Origin of the sequence: Aeromonas sp. QDB14 (genome assembly GCF_027707845.1) — a bacterium.
In the GTDB taxonomy this organism is placed as follows: Bacteria; Pseudomonadota; Gammaproteobacteria; order Enterobacterales; family Aeromonadaceae; genus Aeromonas; species Aeromonas caviae.
Genome location: NZ_JAPCJD010000010.1, coordinates 1 through 20,029, shown reverse-complemented (window position 1 = coordinate 20,029; position 20,029 = coordinate 1). Strand labels below are relative to the sequence as shown.

Annotated in this window: 15 protein-coding genes and 4 tRNA genes; 7 read left to right on the top strand and 12 right to left on the bottom strand. The window is 61.0% G+C overall.

Annotated features, from left to right (window positions below; genetic code table 11):
- Positions 1 to 15 precede the first annotated feature (15 nt).
- The 4 genes from PG887_RS05105 (at position 16) to pbpG (ending at position 6,028) form a co-directional block, all read left to right on the top strand.
- Positions 16 to 2,880: a valine--tRNA ligase gene (locus PG887_RS05105; RefSeq protein ID WP_270821264.1), complete on the top strand. Its 2,865-nt coding sequence runs from the start codon at positions 16 to 18 to the stop codon at positions 2,878 to 2,880.
- A 207-nt stretch (positions 2,881 to 3,087) separates the two neighbouring features.
- Positions 3,088 to 4,380, top strand: a complete 1,293-nt coding sequence (locus PG887_RS05100; protein WP_029313724.1) for a hemolysin family protein — start codon at positions 3,088 to 3,090, stop codon at positions 4,378 to 4,380.
- A gap of 18 nt (positions 4,381 to 4,398) precedes the next feature.
- Positions 4,399 to 5,064, top strand: coding sequence for a DedA family protein (locus tag PG887_RS05095; RefSeq protein ID WP_010672956.1), 666 nt, complete (start codon positions 4,399 to 4,401; stop codon positions 5,062 to 5,064).
- Positions 5,065 to 5,242: 178 nt separating this feature from the next.
- Positions 5,243 to 6,028 (top strand): D-alanyl-D-alanine endopeptidase, encoded by a 786-nt coding sequence (gene pbpG / locus PG887_RS05090; protein WP_010672955.1) that lies wholly within the window; start codon positions 5,243 to 5,245, stop codon positions 6,026 to 6,028.
- A gap of 329 nt (positions 6,029 to 6,357) precedes the next feature.
- Here pbpG and PG887_RS05085 read toward each other — a convergent pair.
- The 10 genes from PG887_RS05085 to pncC form a co-directional block, all read right to left on the bottom strand.
- A tRNA-Arg gene (locus PG887_RS05085) sits at positions 6,358 to 6,434 on the bottom strand.
- Positions 6,435 to 6,444: 10 nt separating this feature from the next.
- Positions 6,445 to 6,521 (bottom strand) — tRNA-Arg (locus PG887_RS05080).
- 94 nt (positions 6,522 to 6,615) lie between these two features.
- Positions 6,616 to 6,692 (bottom strand) — tRNA-Arg (locus PG887_RS05075).
- Between the two features lie 4 nt (positions 6,693 to 6,696).
- Positions 6,697 to 6,789: transfer RNA gene (locus PG887_RS05070), tRNA-Ser, on the bottom strand.
- 212 nt (positions 6,790 to 7,001) lie between these two features.
- Positions 7,002 to 7,190 carry a carbon storage regulator CsrA gene (csrA, locus tag PG887_RS05065; protein WP_005315760.1) on the bottom strand — a complete coding sequence of 63 codons (189 nt, stop codon included), beginning with the start codon at positions 7,188 to 7,190 and terminating at the stop codon, positions 7,002 to 7,004.
- 93 nt (positions 7,191 to 7,283) lie between these two features.
- Positions 7,284 to 8,531, bottom strand: coding sequence for an aspartate kinase (locus tag PG887_RS05060; protein ID WP_010672822.1), 1,248 nt, complete (start codon positions 8,529 to 8,531; stop codon positions 7,284 to 7,286).
- A 16-nt stretch (positions 8,532 to 8,547) separates the two neighbouring features.
- The gene (gene alaS / locus PG887_RS05055; RefSeq protein WP_270821263.1) at positions 8,548 to 11,172 is read right to left on the bottom strand and encodes an alanine--tRNA ligase; all 2,625 of its coding nucleotides are present in this window, start codon (positions 11,170 to 11,172) and stop codon (positions 8,548 to 8,550) included.
- Positions 11,173 to 11,445: 273 nt separating this feature from the next.
- Positions 11,446 to 11,952 carry a regulatory protein RecX gene (locus tag PG887_RS05050; protein WP_270821262.1) on the bottom strand — a complete coding sequence of 169 codons (507 nt, stop codon included), beginning with the start codon at positions 11,950 to 11,952 and terminating at the stop codon, positions 11,446 to 11,448.
- Between the two features lie 41 nt (positions 11,953 to 11,993).
- The gene (recA, locus tag PG887_RS05045) at positions 11,994 to 13,058 is read right to left on the bottom strand and encodes a recombinase RecA (RefSeq protein ID WP_043154135.1); all 1,065 of its coding nucleotides are present in this window, start codon (positions 13,056 to 13,058) and stop codon (positions 11,994 to 11,996) included.
- 80 nt (positions 13,059 to 13,138) lie between these two features.
- Positions 13,139 to 13,630 (bottom strand): nicotinamide-nucleotide amidase, encoded by a 492-nt coding sequence (gene pncC / locus PG887_RS05040; RefSeq protein ID WP_029313644.1) that lies wholly within the window; start codon positions 13,628 to 13,630, stop codon positions 13,139 to 13,141.
- Between the two features lie 199 nt (positions 13,631 to 13,829).
- On the opposite strand from pncC, the gene PG887_RS05035 reads away from it, so the two are divergent.
- Both PG887_RS05035 and mutS read left to right on the top strand, forming a co-directional pair.
- Complete coding sequence (locus PG887_RS05035) at positions 13,830 to 14,237, top strand: Spy/CpxP family protein refolding chaperone (protein ID WP_039040926.1); 408 nt, start codon at positions 13,830 to 13,832, stop codon at positions 14,235 to 14,237.
- 263 nt (positions 14,238 to 14,500) lie between these two features.
- Entirely contained in the window at positions 14,501 to 17,071 is a 2,571-nt protein-coding gene (gene mutS, locus PG887_RS05030; protein WP_270821261.1) for a DNA mismatch repair protein MutS, read from the top strand.
- Positions 17,072 to 17,141: 70 nt separating this feature from the next.
- Here mutS and PG887_RS05025 read toward each other — a convergent pair whose 3' ends face one another.
- Positions 17,142 to 18,740 (bottom strand): BCCT family transporter, encoded by a 1,599-nt coding sequence (locus tag PG887_RS05025; protein WP_270821260.1) that lies wholly within the window; start codon positions 18,738 to 18,740, stop codon positions 17,142 to 17,144.
- Between the two features lie 9 nt (positions 18,741 to 18,749).
- Positions 18,750 to 19,277: a hypothetical protein gene (locus tag PG887_RS05020; protein ID WP_270821259.1), complete on the bottom strand. Its 528-nt coding sequence runs from the start codon at positions 19,275 to 19,277 to the stop codon at positions 18,750 to 18,752.
- A 163-nt stretch (positions 19,278 to 19,440) separates the two neighbouring features.
- Here PG887_RS05020 and PG887_RS05015 point away from each other — a divergent pair, with 163 nt between their 5' ends.
- A complete protein-coding gene (locus tag PG887_RS05015; protein ID WP_010672813.1) occupies positions 19,441 to 19,920 on the top strand; it encodes a MarR family winged helix-turn-helix transcriptional regulator in 480 nt (159 codons plus the stop codon).
- The last annotated feature ends 109 nt before the right edge of the window (positions 19,921 to 20,029 follow it).

Below are 20,029 nucleotides of genomic sequence, written 5' to 3'. Positions count from 1 at the left end.
GAATACGGCGAGACCATGGAAAAGACTTTTAATCACAACGCCATCGAACAGGCGCTCTACCAGCACTGGGAAGCCCAGGGTTACTTCAAGCCCCACGGCGACACCAGCAAAGACTCCTTCTGCATCATGATCCCGCCGCCGAACGTCACCGGCAGCCTGCACATGGGTCACGCCTTCCAGCAGACCCTGATGGATACCCTGATCCGCTACAACCGCATGCAGGGCAAGAACACCCTGTGGCAGGCGGGTACCGACCACGCCGGTATCGCCACCCAGATGGTGGTTGAGCGCAAGATCGCCGCAGAAGAGGGCAAGACCCGCCACGATTACGGCCGGGAAGCCTTCATCGACAAGATCTGGCAGTGGAAGGAAGAGTCCGGCGGCACCATCACCCGTCAGATGCGCCGTCTGGGTGACTCCGTGGACTGGGAGCGCGAGCGCTTCACCATGGATGAGGGCCTCTCCGCCGCCGTGCAGGAAGTGTTCGTCCGTCTCTACGAAGATGGCCTGATGTACCGCGGCAAGCGTCTGGTGAACTGGGATCCCAAGCTCAACACCGCCATCTCCGACCTGGAAGTGGAAAACCGCGAGATCAAGGGCCACATGTGGCACCTTCGCTACCCGCTGGCCAACGGCGCCAAGACCGCCGAAGGCCAGGATCACCTGATCGTCGCCACCACCCGCCCGGAAACCATGCTGGGTGATACCGCCGTGGCCGTGAACCCGGAAGACCCGCGCTACAAGGCGCTGATCGGCCAGCACATCCTGCTGCCGCTGGTGAACCGTCTGATCCCCATCGTTGCCGACGAACATGCCGACATGGAGAAGGGCACCGGCTGCGTGAAAATCACCCCGGCCCACGACTTCAACGACAACGAAGTGGGCAAGCGCCACAACCTGCCGATGATCAACATCTTCACCCTGGACGCCCACGTGCGTGCCGAGGCCGAAGTGGTCGATACCAATGGCAACCCGAGCACCGCCTATGACGCCGCTCTGCCGACCGAGTTCGCCGGGATGGAGCGCTTCGCCGCCCGCAAGGCCATCGTCGCCAAGCTGGAGGAGCTGGGCCTCCTGGCCGAGATCAAGGATCATGTGCTGCAACAGCCTTACGGCGATCGCGGCGGCGTGCCCATCGAGCCCATGCTGACCGACCAGTGGTACGTGCGCGTGGCCCCCATGGCCAAGACCGCCATCGAGGCGGTGGAAGATGGCCGCATCCAGTTCGTGCCGAAGCAGTACGAAAACATGTACTTCTCCTGGATGCGCGACATTCAGGACTGGTGCGTCTCCCGTCAGCTGTGGTGGGGTCACCGCATCCCGGCCTGGTATGACGATGCCGGCAACGTCTACGTGGGCCGCAACGAAGAGGAAGTGCGCGCCAAGCACAGCATCCCGTCCGTGACCGTGCTGCGTCAGGACGAAGACGTGCTCGACACCTGGTTCAGCTCCGCCCTGTGGACCTTCTCCACCCTGGGCTGGCCGAACAACACCGAAGCGCTCAAGACCTTCCACCCGACCGACGTGTTGATGAGCGGCTTCGACATCATCTTCTTCTGGATTGCCCGGATGATCATGATGACCATGCACTTCATCAAGGACGAAAACGGCCAGCCGCAAGTTCCGTTCAAGACCGTCTACATCACCGGCCTCATCCGTGACGAAGAAGGCCAGAAGATGTCCAAGTCCAAGGGCAACGTGCTGGACCCCCTCGACATGATCGACGGCATCTCCCTGGGAGACCTGCTGGAGAAGCGCACCGGTAACATGATGCAGCCGCAGATGGCCGAGAAGATCGCCAAGCGCACCGCCAAGCAGTTCCCGGAAGGGATCAATGCCCACGGCACCGACGCCCTGCGCTTCACCCTGGCGGCGCTGGCCTCCACCGGTCGTGACATCAACTGGGACATGAAGCGCCTGGATGGCTACAACAACTTCTGCAACAAGCTGTGGAACGCCTCCCGCTATGTGCTGATGAACACCGAAGATCAGGATTGTGGCTTCTCTTCGCAAGGGAATGGTGGCGAGATGCAGTTCAGCCTGGCGGATCGCTGGATCCAGTCCCAGCTGCAAGTGGCCATCCGTGACTTCCGTACCGCGCTCGATACCTACCGCTTCGATATCGCGGCCGGCGTGTTGTACGAATTTATCTGGAACCAGTTCTGTGACTGGTATCTGGAGCTGACCAAGCCGGTACTGACCAAGGGCTCCGAGGCCGAGCAGCGCGCTGCCCGCCACACCCTCGTCAGCGTCCTCGAGAACCTGTTGCGCCTGGCACACCCGATCATCCCGTTCATCACCGAGACCATCTGGAAATCGGTCGCCCCGCTGGCTGGCGTACACGCCGACACCATCATGATTCAGGCTTTCCCGGAGTTCGACGCCGCCAAGGTGGACGACGCCGCGATGGCGGATCAGGAGTGGGTGAAGGAGTTCATCGTCAGCATCCGCAACATCCGCGCCGAGATGAACGTGGCCCCGAGCGTGCCCCTCAACGTGCTGCTCCAGTGCGATGCCAAGGATGCCCAGCGCGCCGCTGACAACGAGGCCTTCCTCAAGTCGCTGGCCCGTCTGGAATCCATCCGCGTACTGGCGGCCGGTGAAACCGCCCCGCTGTCGGTCAAAAAATTGATCGGTGCCACCGAGCTGATGATCCCGATGGCCGGTCTCATCGACAAGGAAGCCGAGCTGGCCCGTCTGGCCAAAGAGGTGGCCCGTCTGGTGGGCGAGTGCGGCCGCATCGAAGGCAAGCTCGGCAACGAAGCCTTCGTCGCCAAGGCGCCGGAAGCGGTCATCATCAAGGAGCGCGAGAAGCTGGAAGATTACCGTCTCCAGCTGACCAAGCTGGAAGCCCAGCAGGCCGAGATCGCCGCGCTCTAAGCCACAGCGCAACATGACAAGCCCCCGTTTATCGGGGGCTTTTTCATGTCAGGGGTTCAGTTCTCCCTCTCCTGCCCCGCGGTTTTATCCCTCCCGCCGGGGCGATATTCAAAAATTCACGAGCCAAATCACCTCCTTTCACAAGCGCAGAGCCCGCAAATTCATTACACTGCCAGCGGTCTTTTCTATCGGGAGTGCTGCTGCAGTATGGAAATATTGATCCTGTTTGGATTGATTTTGCTCAATGGCGTCTTCGCCATGTCGGAAATCGCCATCGTGACGGCACGCAAGGCACGTCTCGCCAAAATGGCGAGCGAAGGGAGCCGCTCCGCCGCCATCGCCCTCAAGCTCGGGGAAGATCCGACCCATTTCCTCTCCGCCGTGCAGATCGGCATCACCAGCATCGGTCTGCTCAACGGTATCTATGGCGAGTCCCTGCTGGCCCAGCCCTTCGCTCTCTGGCTGCAGGAGTGGGGGCTCTCCCCCAAGAGCAGCAGCCTGCTCGCCACCGTCATCGTGGTCGTGCTGGTCACCTATCTCTCCATCGTGGTAGGGGAGCTCGTGCCCAAACGCCTCGGACAGCTCAGCGCCGAGCGCATCGCCTGTCTGGTAGCCCGCCCCATGCTCTGGCTGGCGACCCTGACCCGTCCCTTCGTCTGGTTGCTCTCCGCCTCCACCAACGCCAGCCTGCGGCTGCTGCGGGTCGATCAGCGCAGCAGCAACAACGTCACTCAGGAGGAGATCCACGCCATGCTGGTGGAGGGCTCCGAAGCGGGGGTGATCGAGGACCATGAGCACACTATGTTGCGCAACGTGTTCCGCCTCGACGAACGCAGCCTGGCCTCCCTGATGGTGCCGCGCAGCGACATCCGCTATCTGGACCTGTCACTGCCACTGGAAGTGAACCTCCAACGTCTGGTGGAGTATCGCCACAGCTTCTTCCCTGTCTGTGACGGCAGCCTGTCGGATCTCGTCGGCATCCTCAACGTCAGCAAGGTGCTGCACGCCTACATCAAGGGAGAGCCCATCGATCTGGCGGCGCTGACCCAGGACGGCAGCCTGCTGCCGGAGACCCTCAACGGCCTGGAGCTGCTCAACCACTTCCGTACCCACTCCGAGCACATGGTGCTGGTGGTGGACGAATATGGCGAGCTGCAGGGGCTGGTCACCCAGCAGGATCTGCTGGAAACCCTGGCCGGCGACTTCCAGCAGGAAGATGGGGAGGACAACTGGGCCTTCCAGCGCGCCGACGGCAGCTGGCTGCTCGACGGCCTCATTCCACTGCCAGAATTGAAGGACTGTCTGGAGCTGGTTCGTCTGCCGGAAGAAGAAAAACATCACTATCACACCCTTGGAGGGCTTATCATGCTGCTCCTTGGCCGCCTTCCCCAGACCGGAGACCTGGTCACCCTGGAACAGTGGCAACTGGAAATCGTGGATATGGACGGCCTGCGCATCGACAAGGTACTTGCCATGCCCTTGACCGACCAACCCAGCTAACCTGCGGAGTTTGCATGTATGGAGCAGTTTTACCACCTGGCTCACGCCTTTATGCATCAGGATCTGGCGACACTCTCTGATCCCAAGATGGTCTTCATGGTCTATGTCGTCCTGCTGACCTTCCTGGTGCTCGAGAATGGCTTTATCCCCACCGCCTTCCTGCCAGGGGATACCCTGCTGATCCTGACCGGCGTGCTGATCTATCAGGGGGTGTTGCCGATGGCGGTGGTCCCGCTGCTGATCATGGCGACCTTCGTCGGTACCTGGCTTGGCTACATGCAGGGGCGTTTCCTCGGCCACACCCGGATGTATCACAGGCTGATGTCCCATCTCGATGACAAGCACAAGGAGAAGGTGCACTACCTGCTCAACAAGTACGGCATCATCACCCTGATCACCGCCCGCTACATCGCCTTCGTGCGTACCGCCTACCCCTATATCGTCGGCGCCAACGAGATCCCCCAGGGGCGCTTCCTGGTGGTCAACCTGATCAGCTCCATCATGTGGATCTGCCCCCTGGTCGGGCTGGGTTACTACCTGAGCCACACCAAGCTGGCCGCGCAGTATGAGTCCCAGTTTCTCAGCGTCATTCTCTACCTGCCGGTCGTGCTGCTGGTGGGCGGCCTCATCGCTCTGGTCTGGCGCTGGTGGAGCAGACGCAAGCCCGGCGTCTCCAGAGAGTGAGACAAGCCACAGGGTCGCCCACAGGCGGCCCTTTTTTATGGAAAATAGTGGCGAATTCCCCCTGCTCGCTCTTGTAAAGCAGGGGCAAAAATGAGTGAATCTAGCGCCTTTTTTCGCTGTGGATGGAGTTGGTTGTATGGGGTGTTGGATTCGCGCAATCGCGCTGGTAGGTGGATTGATGGGACTGCTGGGTTCGCAGACAGCCCTGGCGACCCCCGACCCGGCCAAGCTGCAGCTCAAGTCGGGCAGTGCCCTGGTGATGGACGTCAACACCGGCAAGACCCTGTATCAGAAAAACCCCACCCGGGTGCGCCCCATCGCCTCCCTCACCAAGCTGATGACGGCGCTGGTGGTGCTGGATGCCCGCCAGAACCTCAATCAGACCCTGACCATCGATCAGAACGACAGGGACAACATCAAGCACACCTATTCACGGGTGCGCATGGGCACCCAGGTCAGCCGCCGCGACGCCCTGCATCTGGCGCTGATGTCCTCCGAGAACCGCATGGCATCGGCGCTTGCCCGCCACTACCCGGGGGGTCGCCAAGCCTTCATCCGCGCCATGAACAACAAGGCCAGACAGCTCGGCATGCGCAACACCCGCTACTATGACTCCACCGGTCTCTCCACCCGCAACGTCTCCACCGCCCAGGATCTGGCCAAGCTCCTCTCTGCGGCCTATCGACAGCCGCTGATCCGTGAATTCACCCAGGACACCAGCAGGGAGATGCGCTTTCACAAGCCGGCCTACAGCCTGATGTTCAACAATACCAACCCCCTGGTGAAGAACCCGGACTGGGATGTACGCCTCTCCAAGACAGGCTATACCGACGAGGCGGGCCGCTGCCTGCTGATGCGTGCCAAACCGGATCGTCAGGAGCTCGCCATCGTACTGCTCAACTCGGTGGGCAAACGCACCCCTGTCGGGGATGCCAACCGCATCCGCAAGTGGCTGAAAAGCTGATTCTCTCAACGAAGACATGAAAGGATGCCGCGGCATCCTTTTTTATTGCCCGCCAAACGCCACAGCAGACCGCCAGAGGGCGCCAGCCCCGCACAGCATAGATGCGCATGGTTCGGGCCCCCAGGTCGCCACAGGCACGGCCATGGGATGCGTCAGCAGCCTGCCAGGCAAGATACGTGGAGAGTGGTGACCCAGGGGCACGTGCAGCAAGGGGGAACCGTCCCCCGTGGGGGCGTCAGGGAGAAGGATACGAGAGAGACAACCCCATGATGGGGAGGAGGATATCGCCCATAAAAAAACAGCCCCGGCTGACGTCGAGGCTGTCTGTATGGTGCGCCCGAGAGGATTCGAACCTCTGACCACCTGGTTCGTAGCCAGGTACTCTATCCAGCTGAGCTACGGGCGCTCATAAAGTATGGTGCGCCCGAGAGGATTCGAACCTCTGACCACCTGGTTCGTAGCCAGGTACTCTATCCAGCTGAGCTACGGGCGCCCTGTTTTCAAACGATAAAAAAAGCTTACTCAACAGTAAGCCTTCTTTAGTGCCGACTTGCTGATGGTCAACACATGACTCCAAGAGTCAAATATGGTGCGCCCGAGAGGATTCGAACCTCTGACCACCTGGTTCGTAGCCAGGTACTCTATCCAGCTGAGCTACGGGCGCAAAATGGCGGAGAAGGGGGGATTCGAACCCCCGATGCGGGTATAAGCCGCATACTCCCTTAGCAGGGGAGCGCCTTCAGCCTCTCGGCCACCTCTCCGTTTGCGGGGCTGATAATACTTCACAGGGATTTTTAGTCAAACACTTTTTTGGAGAAAACAGAGCGTTCGCTCAGCATTTGGCCAAAGAGTGGAATATTCAAGCAATATCGACACTTACCCAGTAGTTACGCGCTCTGCAGGCCGATTTGCAGGCCCCTGAAAAACAAAAGGCGACATCCGGGATGTCGCCTTCAGGCAGCCATGAAATGGCTTAGAAATTCGGTTGGCCCGGGACTTTCTCGGCCTGTATCCGCATGTAGATCTCTTCGCGGTGTACGGAAACCTCTTTCGGTGCATTCACACCGATACGAACCTGGTTCCCTTTTACGCCCAGTACGGTAACGGTTACTTCGTCACCAATCATCAGGGTTTCCCCTACACGACGAGTCAAAATAAGCATTCGCTTGCTCCTGTATCCTGTTTTGTATTTATATCGATATGCGCCATTATCTTACAAAGATACCGATATGGTAAATGGTTGAAACTAAATCAATCAGGGATTGTTTCCCAAGGGCTGCTCATGAGGCTCTTGATCCAACCCGAACGCCGAGTGCAACGAACGCACGGCCAGCTCCAGGTACTTCTCGTCAATCACCACGGATATCTTGATTTCAGAGGTGGAGATCAGCTGCATGTTGATCCCTTCCTCACCCAATACCTTGAACATGGTGCGCGCTACACCAGGATGATTCCACATGCCGACCCCGACGATGGAGACCTTGGCGATCTCTCCGTTGCCCTGCACGCAGGCGGCCCCCAGCTCGCTGGCGGTCTCCTCCAGCAAGGCGCGGGCCCGGCGATAATCATCGCGATTCACCGTGAAGGTGAAATCGGCGGTGCCATCCCCCATGGTGTTCTGCACTATCATGTCGACATCTATGTTGGCGTCGCTGATCGGATTCAGGATCTGCGCGGCCACGGTCGGCCTGTCCGGCACACCCAGAATGGTCAGGCTGGCCTCGTTGCGATTGAACGCAATGCCGGATACCAGGGGTGCTTCCATCCTCTCACCTCCATATGTGATTAAGGTTCCCTCTCCGTCGACGAAACTCGACAGCACCCTTAGCGGCACGCGGTACTTGCCCGCGAACTCGACCGAACGGATCTGCAACACCTTGGCACCGAGACTCGCCATCTCGAGCATCTCCTCGAAGGTGATGGTATCGAGGCGACGCGCCTTGGGCTCGATGCGCGGATCCGTGGTATACACCCCGTCCACATCGGTAAAGATCTGGCACTCATCGGCCTTGATGGCCGCAGCCACGGCCACCGCGGTGGTATCCGAACCACCTCGGCCCAGGGTAGTGATGGCATTGTGCTCATCGCGCCCCTGGAAACCGGCAATCACTACCACCTTGCCGGCACCGAGTGCGGCTTCCACCTGCTCGGTGTCGATACGGGTGATGCGCGCCTTGCCATAGGCGGAGTCGGTGTGGATGCGGACCTGATCACCGGTCATCGAGACTGCGGGGCAACCGCGCTTGTTGAGCGCAATCGCCAGCAGCGCAATGGTGACCTGCTCGCCGGTGGAGATCAGCACATCCATCTCGCGCCGGTTGGCATCCTGGTCCAGCTGCTGGGCCATGCCCAGCAACCGGTTGGTTTCGCCCGACATGGCGGAGACCACCACCACCACGTCATGTCCCTGGGCACGGGTCAGTTGAACCCGCTCAGCAACTGCCTCGATCCGCTCCAGCGTGCCGACCGAGGTGCCACCGTACTTCTGTACATAGAGTGCCACAGATCACCTCGCCCGCTTACAGGCGCTCTTCCAGCCAGGAGTGAACGGATTGCAGCGCCGCCGGCACCGCCTCAGGCTGGGTACCACCCGCCTGTGCCATGTCGGGACGACCACCGCCCTTGCCACCCACCTGCTGGGCCACCAGATTGACCAGCTCACCAGCTTTGACCTTACCGGTCAGGTCATTGGTCACGCCCGCGATCAGGTTGACCTTGCCATCACTGCTGGTTGCCAGCAGCACGACACCGGATTTCATCTGGTTCTTCAGCTCGTCCAGCATGCCGCGCAGGGATTTGGGGTCGACCCCTTCCAGGGCGGCAACCAGCACCTTCTGGCCATTGATGTCGATGACCTGACTCAGCAGGTCGTTACCCGCCTGCGCCGCCAGCTTGGCTTTGAGCTGTTCCAGCTCGCGCTCCATCATCTTGGCCTTGTCCAGTACCTGGCGCACCTTGTCGGCGATGGAGAACTGATCGCCCTTCACCAACGCGGCGGCCTCTTCGATCTGTTCACCCAGCTGGTGCATCAGATCGATGGCGCTCTTGCCGGTGACCGCTTCGATACGACGCACGCCAGCCGCGATGCCGCTCTCGGCAATGATCTTGAAGAAGCCGATGTCACCGGTGCGCTTGGCGTGAGTACCGCCGCACAGCTCGGTGGAGTAGTCGCCCATGCGAACCACACGCACATCGTCTTCATATTTCTCGCCAAACAGCGCCATGGCACCGGCTGACTTGGCCTCTTCCAGCCCCATCAGCTGGGTGGCCACCTCGTGGTTGGCACGGATCTGGGCGTTGACGAGCTCCTCGATCCGGCGAATAGTCGCCATGGTCAGCCCTTCGAAGTGGGAGAAGTCGAAGCGCATGCGCTCGGCGCCCACCAGGGATCCTTTCTGGGTCACGTGCTCACCCAGCGCCTGGCGCAAGGCCGCGTGCAGCAGGTGAGTCACGGAGTGGTTAAGGGCGATGGCCTGACGACGGTCGCCATCGACCACGGCCTCGACCTCGGCTCCCTTCTCCAGGGTACCCAGTTCCAGATAGCCCTTGTGGATGATCGCCTTGCCCGCTTTCTGGGTGTCGGTGACGGCGAAGATGCCGTCATCCACCTTGAGGATGCCGCTGTCACCCACCTGACCGCCGGACTCCGCATAGAAGGGGGTCTCCGCCAGCACGATCACGGCCTCTTCACCAGCGATGAGGCCATTGACCTCGACACCATCCTTGTAGATACCGACCACCTGGGTGTTCTGGCTCAGCTGTTTGTAACCGGTAAAGGGGGTCTCGAAATCGAGCTTCAGCACGTCGTTGTAGTTCACGCCGAAACTGGAAGCCTCTTTCGCGCGGGCGCGCTGCTTCTCCATCTCGGCCTTGAAGCCCTCTTCGTCGATGCCGATCTCGCGCTCGCGCACCACGTCGGCGGTCAGGTCGGCCGGGAAGCCGTAAGTGTCATAGAGCTTGAACACCACTTCCCCCGGGATCACCTTGGCATCACCGAGGTTGGCCAGGGCGTCTTCCAGCAGCAGCAGACCTCTGTCCAGCGTGCGGACGAACTGCTCCTCCTCGATGCGCAACACTCGCTCGACCAGCGGCAGCTGGGCGATCAGTTCCGCCGCCACATCCTTCATCTGCACGGCCAGCTCGGCAGCCAGCTTGTAGAAGAACACGTCGGTAGCACCCAGCTTGCGGCCGTGACGCACGGCGCGGCGGATGATGCGGCGCAGCACGTAGCCGCGACCTTCATTGGAGGGCATGACTCCGTCAGCCACCAGGAAGGCGCAGGAACGGATGTGGTCCGCGATGACGCGCAGGGACTGGTTGCTCAGATCCGTGGTGCCGACGATCTCGGCCGCCTTCTTGATCAACGCCTGGAAGATGTCGATCTCATAGTTGGAGTGCACCCCCTGCATGATGGCGGAGATACGCTCCAGACCCATGCCGGTATCCACGGACGGACGGGGCAGCGGCTCCATGGTGCCGTCAGCCTGACGGTTGAACTGCATGAAGACCACGTTCCAGATCTCGATGAAGCGGTCGCCATCCTCTTCCGGTGAACCGGGAGGGCCACCCCAGATGTGATCGCCGTGGTCGTAGAAGATCTCGGTGCAGGGACCGCATGGGCCGGTATCGCCCATGGCCCAGAAGTTGTCGGATGCATAAGGAGCACCCTTGTTGTCACCGATGCGCACGATGCGATCGGCTGGCACGCCGACCTCTTTTTCCCAGATGTCGAAGGCTTCGTCATCAGTCGCGTAGACGGTCACCAGCAGGCGCTCTTTGGGCAGCTTGAGGGTACCGGTCAGGAATTCCCATGCAAACCGGATGGCGTCCTGTTTGAAGTAGTCACCGAAGCTGAAGTTGCCCAGCATCTCGAAGAAGGTGTGGTGACGGGCGGTATAGCCGACGTTTTCCAGGTCATTGTGCTTGCCGCCAGCCCGCACGCAACGCTGGGCCGTGGTGGCACGGTGATAGGCACGCTTGTCGGCGCCAAGGAACACGTCCTTGAACTGGTTCATCCCTGCGTTGGTGAACAGCAGGGTCGGATCGTTGTGCGGTACCAGCGAGCTGGAAGAGACAACCTGGTGTCCCTGGGTGCGGAAATACTCGAGAAACGCAGTGCGAATCTCTGACGTGGACATGTACATGGAAAATCCTGCTTGATTCGAATACGGACTTTTAACCGCATTAATGTAAGTTTTCTGCAGGATAAAGTAAAACGTGGGGACCCTTGGCGGGTGAAATAGCCCCCAAGGGGCCAGCGTTTGGCTGCAGCACCCGCAAGGACGTCGCAACAGGGGGGCTTCGGGATGCCTCGCTCGACCACAGGGCAGCCATCGACAGACTCGGCGAAGGGCTGATATTCCCCACCAGCCGCACCGCACACCCGTTGCCCATAGGTGTTCAACCTCGGCGCGCCACTATTGCTCACCTTGCATGGCTGAGAGGGCGTAACGGGCTTGTTCCTGGGTAAAACCACGCCCCATCAGATATTTGAGCCACTTCATGCGCAGTTTGAAGTCGGCAAGGTCGGTCGCCTTTGCCCGACGCGACAACAACGCAAGCGCCAGTTCGAACCAATCGAGCTCGGGTTGATCCAGGGCAGCCTCGATCTGGGTGTCATCCAGCCCCTTGCGGCGCAGGTCGAAGCGGATCCTAAGCGGACCATGGCCTTTGGCCGCACCAGCCCGCACCGCCATGGCACCGTAACGATCGTCATTGACCCAGCCATAGCCACGGCAATGGTCGAGTACAACGGCGACCACCTCCTCCTCGAATCCCTTCTGACGCAGGCGTCTGGTCAGCTCGGACTCCGCACTTTCGCGGCGGGCAAGACTACGCATGGCAAAGGCGCGGGCGGCGACGACCAGCTCTTCAAAGGTCAATTCGACGGGCTCGCCCGGCTCGTTCACTGATTCATCCACCATAAACAACAAGGCCGGGTATCAACCCGGCCTTTCCTCATTCCTTATTCGAACTCTTGTTCGTTTTCGGCTTCAAACTCGGCGTATTCGGCAGCCGTGGCCTTCTCCTCCACCGGCGCGGCGCCGGAGAGCAGCAGCTCGCGCAGCTTCACTTCCACCTCGGCAGCCAGTGCCTTGTTTTCGGAGAAGAGCTTCATCACGTTGGCTTTGCCCTGGCCGATCTTCTCGCCGTTGTAGCTGTACCAGGCCCCCGCCTTGTCGATCAGCTTGTGCTTGACGCCGAGATCCACCAGCTCGCCCTCCTTGGAGATGCCGGCACCATAGAAGATCTGGAATTCAGCCTGCTTGAAAGGTGGCGCCACCTTGTTCTTGACGACCTTGACGCGGGTCTCGTTACCGACCACTTCGTCACCTTCCTTGATGGCGCCGGTACGACGGATGTCCAGGCGCACAGAGGCGTAGAACTTCAGAGCGTTACCACCGGTAGTGGTCTCCGGGCTGCCGAACATGACACCGATCTTCATCCGGATCTGGTTGATGAAGATGCACAGGCAGTTGGCGTTCTTGATGTTGGCGGTCAATTTACGCAGCGCCTGGGACATCAGTCGGGCCTGCAGGCCGACGTGGGAGTCACCCATCTCCCCTTCGATTTCCGCTTTCGGAGTCAGGGCAGCCACGGAGTCGACGATGATGACGTCGACGGCATTGGAGCGCACCAGCATGTCGCAAATCTCCAGTGCCTGTTCACCGGTATCCGGCTGGGAGATGAGCAGGTCGTCGACGTTGACGCCCAGCTTGGCGGCATAGATAGGATCCAGTGCGTGCTCCGCATCGACGAAGGCACAAGTCTTGCCCTTCTTCTGGGCTTCGGCGATCACCTGCAGGGTCAGCGTAGTTTTACCGGACGATTCCGGACCGTAGATCTCGACGATACGACCGCACGGCAGACCACCGATCCCCAGCGCCACGTCCAGAGAGAGAGAGCCGGTGGAGATGGCTTCGATATCCATGGTCTTGCTGTCGCCCAGACGCATGATGGAGCCTTTGCCAAACTGCTTTTCGATCTGGCCCAGCGCAGCCGCCAGTGCCTTCTGTTTGTTCTGATCCATGCCAATCTCCGCTGGGAATCGTGAGTAAGAAGTGAAGTTGGGCTAAGTATACTGTTTATGCATACAGTATCAAGCCCAATTTATTTGAGCAGTGCCAGGAGTCCGGACAAGGCCTGTCTGACCGCCTGCTGGCGCACCTGATGGCGATCCCCATCGAAACGGGCAAGCAGGGAGTGGTGACGACCGGTACGATCTGCCCAGGCAAACCAGACAGTGCCGACCGGTTTCTCCTCGCTGCCCCCACCCGGCCCGGCGATACCGCTGATGGCCACGCAGATACCCGCATCGGAGCGAGCCAGGCAGCCCCGGGTCATCTCCAGCACCACGGGTTCGCTGACGGCGCCGTGGCGCAACAGGCTGTCGATGCTGACGCCGAGCATCTGCTGTTTGGCTTCGTTGGTGTAGGTCACAAAACCGCGATCGAACCAGGCCGAGCTGCCGGCAGTATCCGTGATGGCAGTGGCAACCCCGCCACCGGTGCAGGATTCCGCCGTGGCGGCAAGCCAGCCTCTGGCCAGCAGTGCCTCGCCCAGTTCCCGGGATAAGCGGGAGATCTCTGCTTCAAGTCCCATCATCGCGTCCTCTTCCGGCCTCTTCCAGGCGAAATATGGCGCTTATTATGCAGTTGCCCCGCCCCTCGGGCAACCGACCCCGGGGCCACTGCGTCAGCAAGTTGTCGTCGCTTAAGCTCCAGTACATGGCTGCTCGTTATCATGTACCAACACCGCCATGCATGCGGTATCCATCCCATCAGACCAAGGAGAAAGCCGGATGAAGCATCCGTTCAACGTCGCCATGACAGCCCTCGCAATGTGTATCGCCACCCATGCCTTTGCCACCGAGGGCACCGCCGAGCTGCAGAGCGAGACCTCCCTGGCCCAGGAGCTGAACCTCTCCAGCGCCCAGGTGGAGCAGATCAAGGGGCTGCGCGAGCAGGCCACCAGGGAGCTGGGCTCCATCAAGCTCGACGCAATCGGCCAGGATGTCATCGTCAACATGATCAAGTCCGGCAAATGGGATGAAGTGGCGGCGAGAAAGCAGTTGCAGACCATCAGCGACGTACAGGCCGAGGCCCGCTACCATCGCGCCCACTACCTGTTCGAGGTGAGCCGGGTGCTGACGCCCGAGCAGAAAGCCAAACTGCACGAGATGCTGAGCGGCGACGAAGCCATGTACTGAGGGCGACACTCTCCCCGTCTCTCCCATCCCCGCATCCGTGCGGGGATGCTATTTCTCCTCCCCCATGCCTCTTCTCGGCCAGGCTCCCCCCAGGCCACTCTGGTCAGCATCAGCCGGATGCACAGATCCGCGACGGGACGCCGGCTTTGCCCCCAAGACGGAGATTCCTCCTCACCATCTTGCCTCGAGCATGTAGAATGGCCCCCAGATTCAGACCCATGACGGCAGACGTTTGCCCGCAAGAGCACCTTCTGGAATAGCACATGACAGCACAATACCAAGCGCCAGGCGCCAACTTGAGCGCCCACACCCCCATGATGCAGCAGTATCTGACCCTCAAGGCCGAGAACCCGGAGATCCTGCTGTTTTATCGCATGGGCGACTTCTACGAGCTCTTCTACGACGACGCCCGCAAGGCCTCCCAGCTGCTCGACATCTCCCTGACCAAGCGCGGCCAGTCGGCCGGCAGCCCCATCCCGATGGCCGGGGTGCCCTATCACGCCATCGAGGGGTATCTCGCCAAGCTGGTACAGCTCGGCGAATCGGCCGCCATCTGCGAGCAGGTGGGGGACCCCGCCACCAGCAAGGGGCCGGTGGAGCGCAAGGTCATTCGCATCATCACCCCGGGTACCGTCTCCGACGAGGCGCTGCTCAGCGAGCGGCAGGACAACCTGATCGCCGCCGTCTACCACGATGGCCGCCGCTTCGGTTACGGCACCATGGACATCGGCTCCGGACGCTTCTTCATCAACCAGTTCGAGAAAGAAGAGACCCTGCTGGCGGAGCTGCAACGCACCAATCCGGCGGAGCTGCTCTACCCCGAATCGTTCGCCTTCCTGCACCATGTCGAGGGTCGCCGCGGTCTGCGCCGCCGCCCGGAGTGGGAGTTCGAGCTCGGCACCGCCCGCAAGCTCTTGTGCCAGCAGTTCGGCACCCAGGATCTGGTGGGCTTTGGGGTCGAGCAGAGCGAGACCGCCCTGTGCGCCGCCGGCTGCCTGATGCAGTACGTGAAAGACACCCAGCGCACCGCCCTGCCCCACATTCGCAGCGTGCGCCTGGAGCAGCCCGATCATGCGGTCATCATGGATGCCGCCACCCGCCGCAATCTGGAGCTGACCCAGAATCTGGCCGGCGGTCACGACAATACCCTCTCCGCCGTGCTCGATTGCACCGCCACGCCGATGGGCAGCCGCCTGCTCAAGCGCTGGATCCACCAGCCGATCCGCGATCGGGTGATCCTCAAAGGTCGCCAGAGCACCATCAAGGAGCTCATCGAGCAGAACCTCTATGACGAGCTGGGCGGATTGCTGCGCCAGGTCGGCGACGTGGAGCGGGTGCTGGCGCGTCTCGCCCTGCGCAGTGCACGCCCGCGCGATCTGACCAGGCTGCGGCAGGCTTTTGCTCAGCTGCCCGAGTTGCAGCGTCTGCTGGCGGAGAGCGAGCACGAGGCGGTGCAGCAGCTGCGCGAGCGGGCAAGTATCTTCCCCGAGCTGTTCGACCTGCTGGAGCGTGCCGTGATGGAGGTGCCGCCGGTGCTCATCCGCGATGGCGGCGTCATCCGTGAAGGGTTCAATCAGGAGCTGGACGAGCTGCGGGATCTCGCCAATGGCGCCACCGCCAGCCTGGCCCGCATCGAGGAGCGGGAGAAGGCGCTCACCGGCATCAACACCCTCAAGGTGGGCTACAACAAGGTGCACGGCTTCTACATCGAGGTGAGCCGTGCCAACAGCCACCTGGTGCCGGCCCACTACATCCGCCGCCAGACGCTGAAAAACAACGAGCGCTACATCATCGATGAGCTGAAGAAGTACGAGGACAAAGTGCTCACCGCCCAGGCCCAGGCGCTGGCGCTGGAAAAACGTCTCTACGAAGAGCTGCTCGACGCCCTGCTGCCCCACCTCGGCGATCTGCAGGAGTCTGCTGCCGCACTGGCGGAGCTGGACGTGCTGGCCAACCTGGCGGAGCGGGCAGAGACCCTCGACTATCGCTGCCCCACACTCATCGACGAGGATCAGATCCTCATCGAGGCGGGCCGCCATCCGGTGGTGGAGCAGGTGATGACCGACCCCTTTATCGCCAACCCGATACGACTGGAGCGGGAGCGGCGGATGCTGATCATCACCGGCCCCAACATGGGCGGTAAGTCCACCTACATGCGCCAGACTGCGCTCATCGTGCTGCTGGCCCATATCGGCGCCTTCGTGCCCGCCGACAGCGCCCGCATCGGCCCCATCGACCGCATCTTCACCCGCATCGGGGCGTCGGATGATCTCGCCTCCGGCCGCTCCACCTTTATGGTGGAGATGACCGAAACCGCCAATATCCTCAACAACGCCACCGCCCGCAGTCTGGTGCTGATGGACGAGATTGGCCGCGGCACCAGCACCTACGACGGCCTCTCCCTGGCCTGGGCCTGCGCCGAGCAGCTGGCAAGCAAGATTGGCGCCTACACCCTGTTCGCCACTCACTACTTCGAGCTGACCCGCCTGCCCGAGCTGATGAGCGGGCTGGCCAACGTCCACCTTGATGCGGTGGAGCACGGCGACACCATCGCCTTCATGCACGCAGTACAGGAAGGTGCGGCCAGCCGCTCCTACGGCCTGCAGGTAGCGGCGCTGGCCGGGGTGCCGAAATCGGTGATCCACCAGGCCCGCCACAAGCTGCATGAGCTGGAGAGTGCCACTCCGGTGGCCGCCGGCGAAAGCCGTCCGGCTCCGGTCACTCTCGCCCCGCAACCCCATCCTGTGGTGGAGGAGCTGGCAGCAGTACGCCCGGACGAGCTGACCCCGCGACAGGCCCTTGACCTGCTCTATCGACTCAAGCAGATGCTGTAACTACCGACCGCCGAACAGGCATGAAAAAGGGGAACCGCGAGGTTCCCCTTTCGTTTGACCGAACCTGTCATCAGCCCGGACCGATGCGATCCATCAGGCTCAGATTGTCCGACCCCGGATGGCGCTTGAGCTTCTGCCTGTATTCGAACTGGTGCTGGCTCTCCTGTTTGAGCCCCTGCATCAGGGAGTAGCACATGGCCAGCATGATGACCGAGAAGGGCAGCGCGGCGATGATGCTGGCGGCCTGCAGGGCGGCAAGCCCGCCGGAGACCAGCAGGATGGCCGCGACCAGCCCCTGGCCCAGCCCCCAGATGGCGCGGTGCAGCACCGGGGGATCCTGATCGCCGATGGAGAGCAGCGTCGTAATCACTAGCGTGCCCGAATCGCTGGAGGTGATGAAGTAGGTGCAGATAAGCAGGGTCAGCACCCCCTTGGCAATCCAGCCGAAGGTCTCCCAGTGCAGCAGTTCCACCGTCTTGTAGAGCGCCATGGTGACATCCTGATTGACCGCTTCCACTACGCCGCCGCCACCGAACAGCTCCAGGTTCATGGCTGTCCCGCCGAACACGGTGAGCCAGAGCATGCCGAGCAGGGAGGGCACCAGCAGGACACCGAGCACGAATTCACGAATCGTGCGGCCCTTGGAGATGCGGGCGATGAACATGCCGACAAAGGGTGCCCACGCAATCCACCAGCCCCAGTAGAACGCGGTCCAGCTAGACTGCCAGGCCGAGGTACCGTTGGCTTCGGTATTGGTCCAGAAGCTCAGCTTGACGATGTTCTGCAGGTAATCACCGATGTTCTGCACATAGGCGTTGAGGATGTAGGTGGTCGGCCCCAGCACCAGGAAGAGGCCAAGCACGAACACGCTTAACCAGATATTGAGTTCGGAGAGGATCTTCACCCCGCGCCCGACACCGGAGATGGCCGACAGGGTGGCAATCAGGCTGATGCCACCGATGAGCCAGAGCTGGTTCGCTTGTGACACGCCCATGCCGAACATCTGGTTGAGGCCGGTGTTCATCTGGGAGACGCCCAGCCCAAGGGAGGTCGCCACCCCGAACACGGTACCGAACACCGCCAGCACATCGGCGGCATGGCCCCAGAAGCCGTAGATGCGATCGCCAAGAATGGGATAGAGCACGGAGCGGATGGCCAGCGGCAACTTGCGCCGGTAGCTGAAGAAGGCCAGCGACAGGCCGACGATCACATAGATGGCCCAGGGGTGCAGACCCCAGTGGAAGAAGGTGAGGCGCATGGCGATCTGGGCCGCTTCCGGCGTCATGCCTTCGGTGATGAAGGGGTTGCCCTGCAGGTGATACATGGGCTCGGCGATGCTCCAGAACACCAGGCCTATGCCCATGCCTGCGCTGAACAGCATGGAGAACCATGCAAAGTAGCCAAACTCCGGTACCTGGTCGTCGTCGCCCAGCCGGATGCTGCCAAAGCGGCTGAACATCAGGTAGACGGCGAAGAATAGGAACAGGGCGACCACCAGGATGTAATACCACTTGAAGCCAGCAATGATGGTGTCCTTGGCCCCGGTAAACCAGGTGCCTGCGGTATCCGGATCAAAGACGCCGAACAGCAGGAAGAGGGTCACGACGGTGAGGGCCGTCATGGCCATGGTGGGATTGAGGCCTTTCAAAAGCCCTTTGGTTGCTCGCATCGGGCCTCCTTAGTCGTTGTTGAAAAATTCTTCACCCACGTGATCGCCGGCACCGCCGATGGCGCGATAGGCCAGACGACCTGCCACCTGCTCACGGTGATCCACCAGGGTCACCGACGGCTGACCGTTCACTGCGTGGCGTTTGCCAAGGAAGATAGCCATGGGCACCCCCAGATTGGAGACACCGCTGGTGATCCAGAGGCGGTTGAAGTCATAGGAGCCACCGATGAACTCGAGCTGGGCCAAACCGTTGTCCAGACCCGCCAGATAAAAGTTCATGGCACTCTCGTCGGGGAAGAGGTGAACCAGCACATAGGCATAGCGCAACTCATTGACCAACTCCTTTAGACTGAAAGAACCTGTATTGCTGCAAGAGAGCGGCAGCTCACCATCGTAGTGGTGTACCTTGAGGTTGTTGGGGTCCTCGTCATAGGCAGGTTGATAACGCACAAACGCCGCGGTATCCGGCAGTTCATAGCGAACTCTGACCACACGCAGGTCGGCAACCAGGGACTTGATATCCAGCTCGTCATGCATGATTTCACTCCTCAAATATCGGGTTGGAATGGGGCAATTGTCCGATAACCTAACACAAGATTCATTAGAGCTGAAATCATTACATCAAAAACCATATTGACCTTGTTATGGATTAGGCGGAGAATTTCGCGCCTCTCCACAGCTCTGCGATGACCCAGACCCCATGGAAAAACATGATGAAGTGCTGATCGCCCTGCGCCAGATCATCCGTGCCATCGACATGCACTCCAAGCGCTTGATCAAGGAGGCCGGCCTGACCTCGCCCCAGCTCCTGCTGCTCAAGGGGATCGACGAGCTTGGCCAGATCTCCATGCGCCAGCTGGCGGATCACACCAACATGAGCCAGGCCACCGCGACCACCATCATGGACCGACTGGAGAGCCGCCAGCTGGTACAGCGCATTCGCAGCGAAACCGACAAACGCAAGGTGCATGCGACGCTCACTGACGCGGGACGCGCCCTGCTTGCCCAGGCTCCGACCCCCTTGCAGGAGAGTTTCATTCAACGCTTTCAGGCGCTGGAGAACTGGGAGCAGGGGTTGTTGCTCTCATCCCTGCAACGCATCTCCGCCATGATGAATGCCGACGGCATCGATGCCGCCCCCGTGCTGAGTGTCAGCCCCCTGACCGAAGAGCGGGCCTGAACTGCAGCCATAAAAAAAGCTCCCGACCGGGAGCTTTTTTTAGGTTCTTCGCGGGATCTTGGGGAAGTGGAAGTTGACAGACAGGGTGCTGGTAAACTGGCTGTCTCCA

Coding starts and splice junctions, on each gene's coding strand:
- PG887_RS05105 (WP_270821264.1), top strand. CDS start 16: ATGGAAAAGACTTTTAATCACAACGCCATCGAACAGGCGCTCTACCAG.
- PG887_RS05100 (WP_029313724.1), top strand. CDS start 3,088: ATGGAAATATTGATCCTGTTTGGATTGATTTTGCTCAATGGCGTCTTC.
- PG887_RS05095 (WP_010672956.1), top strand. CDS start 4,399: ATGGAGCAGTTTTACCACCTGGCTCACGCCTTTATGCATCAGGATCTG.
- pbpG (WP_010672955.1), top strand. CDS start 5,243: ATGGGACTGCTGGGTTCGCAGACAGCCCTGGCGACCCCCGACCCGGCC.
- csrA (WP_005315760.1), bottom strand. CDS start 7,190: ATGCTTATTTTGACTCGTCGTGTAGGGGAAACCCTGATGATTGGTGAC.
- alaS (WP_270821263.1), bottom strand. CDS start 11,172: ATGTACATGTCCACGTCAGAGATTCGCACTGCGTTTCTCGAGTATTTC.
- PG887_RS05050 (WP_270821262.1), bottom strand. CDS start 11,952: ATGGTGGATGAATCAGTGAACGAGCCGGGCGAGCCCGTCGAATTGACC.
- recA (WP_043154135.1), bottom strand. CDS start 13,058: ATGGATCAGAACAAACAGAAGGCACTGGCGGCTGCGCTGGGCCAGATC.
- pncC (WP_029313644.1), bottom strand. CDS start 13,630: ATGGGACTTGAAGCAGAGATCTCCCGCTTATCCCGGGAACTGGGCGAG.
- PG887_RS05035 (WP_039040926.1), top strand. CDS start 13,830: ATGAAGCATCCGTTCAACGTCGCCATGACAGCCCTCGCAATGTGTATC.
- mutS (WP_270821261.1), top strand. CDS start 14,501: ATGACAGCACAATACCAAGCGCCAGGCGCCAACTTGAGCGCCCACACC.
- PG887_RS05025 (WP_270821260.1), bottom strand. CDS start 18,740: ATGCGAGCAACCAAAGGGCTTTTGAAAGGCCTCAATCCCACCATGGCC.
- PG887_RS05020 (WP_270821259.1), bottom strand. CDS start 19,277: ATGCATGACGAGCTGGATATCAAGTCCCTGGTTGCCGACCTGCGTGTG.
- PG887_RS05015 (WP_010672813.1), top strand. CDS start 19,441: ATGGAAAAACATGATGAAGTGCTGATCGCCCTGCGCCAGATCATCCGT.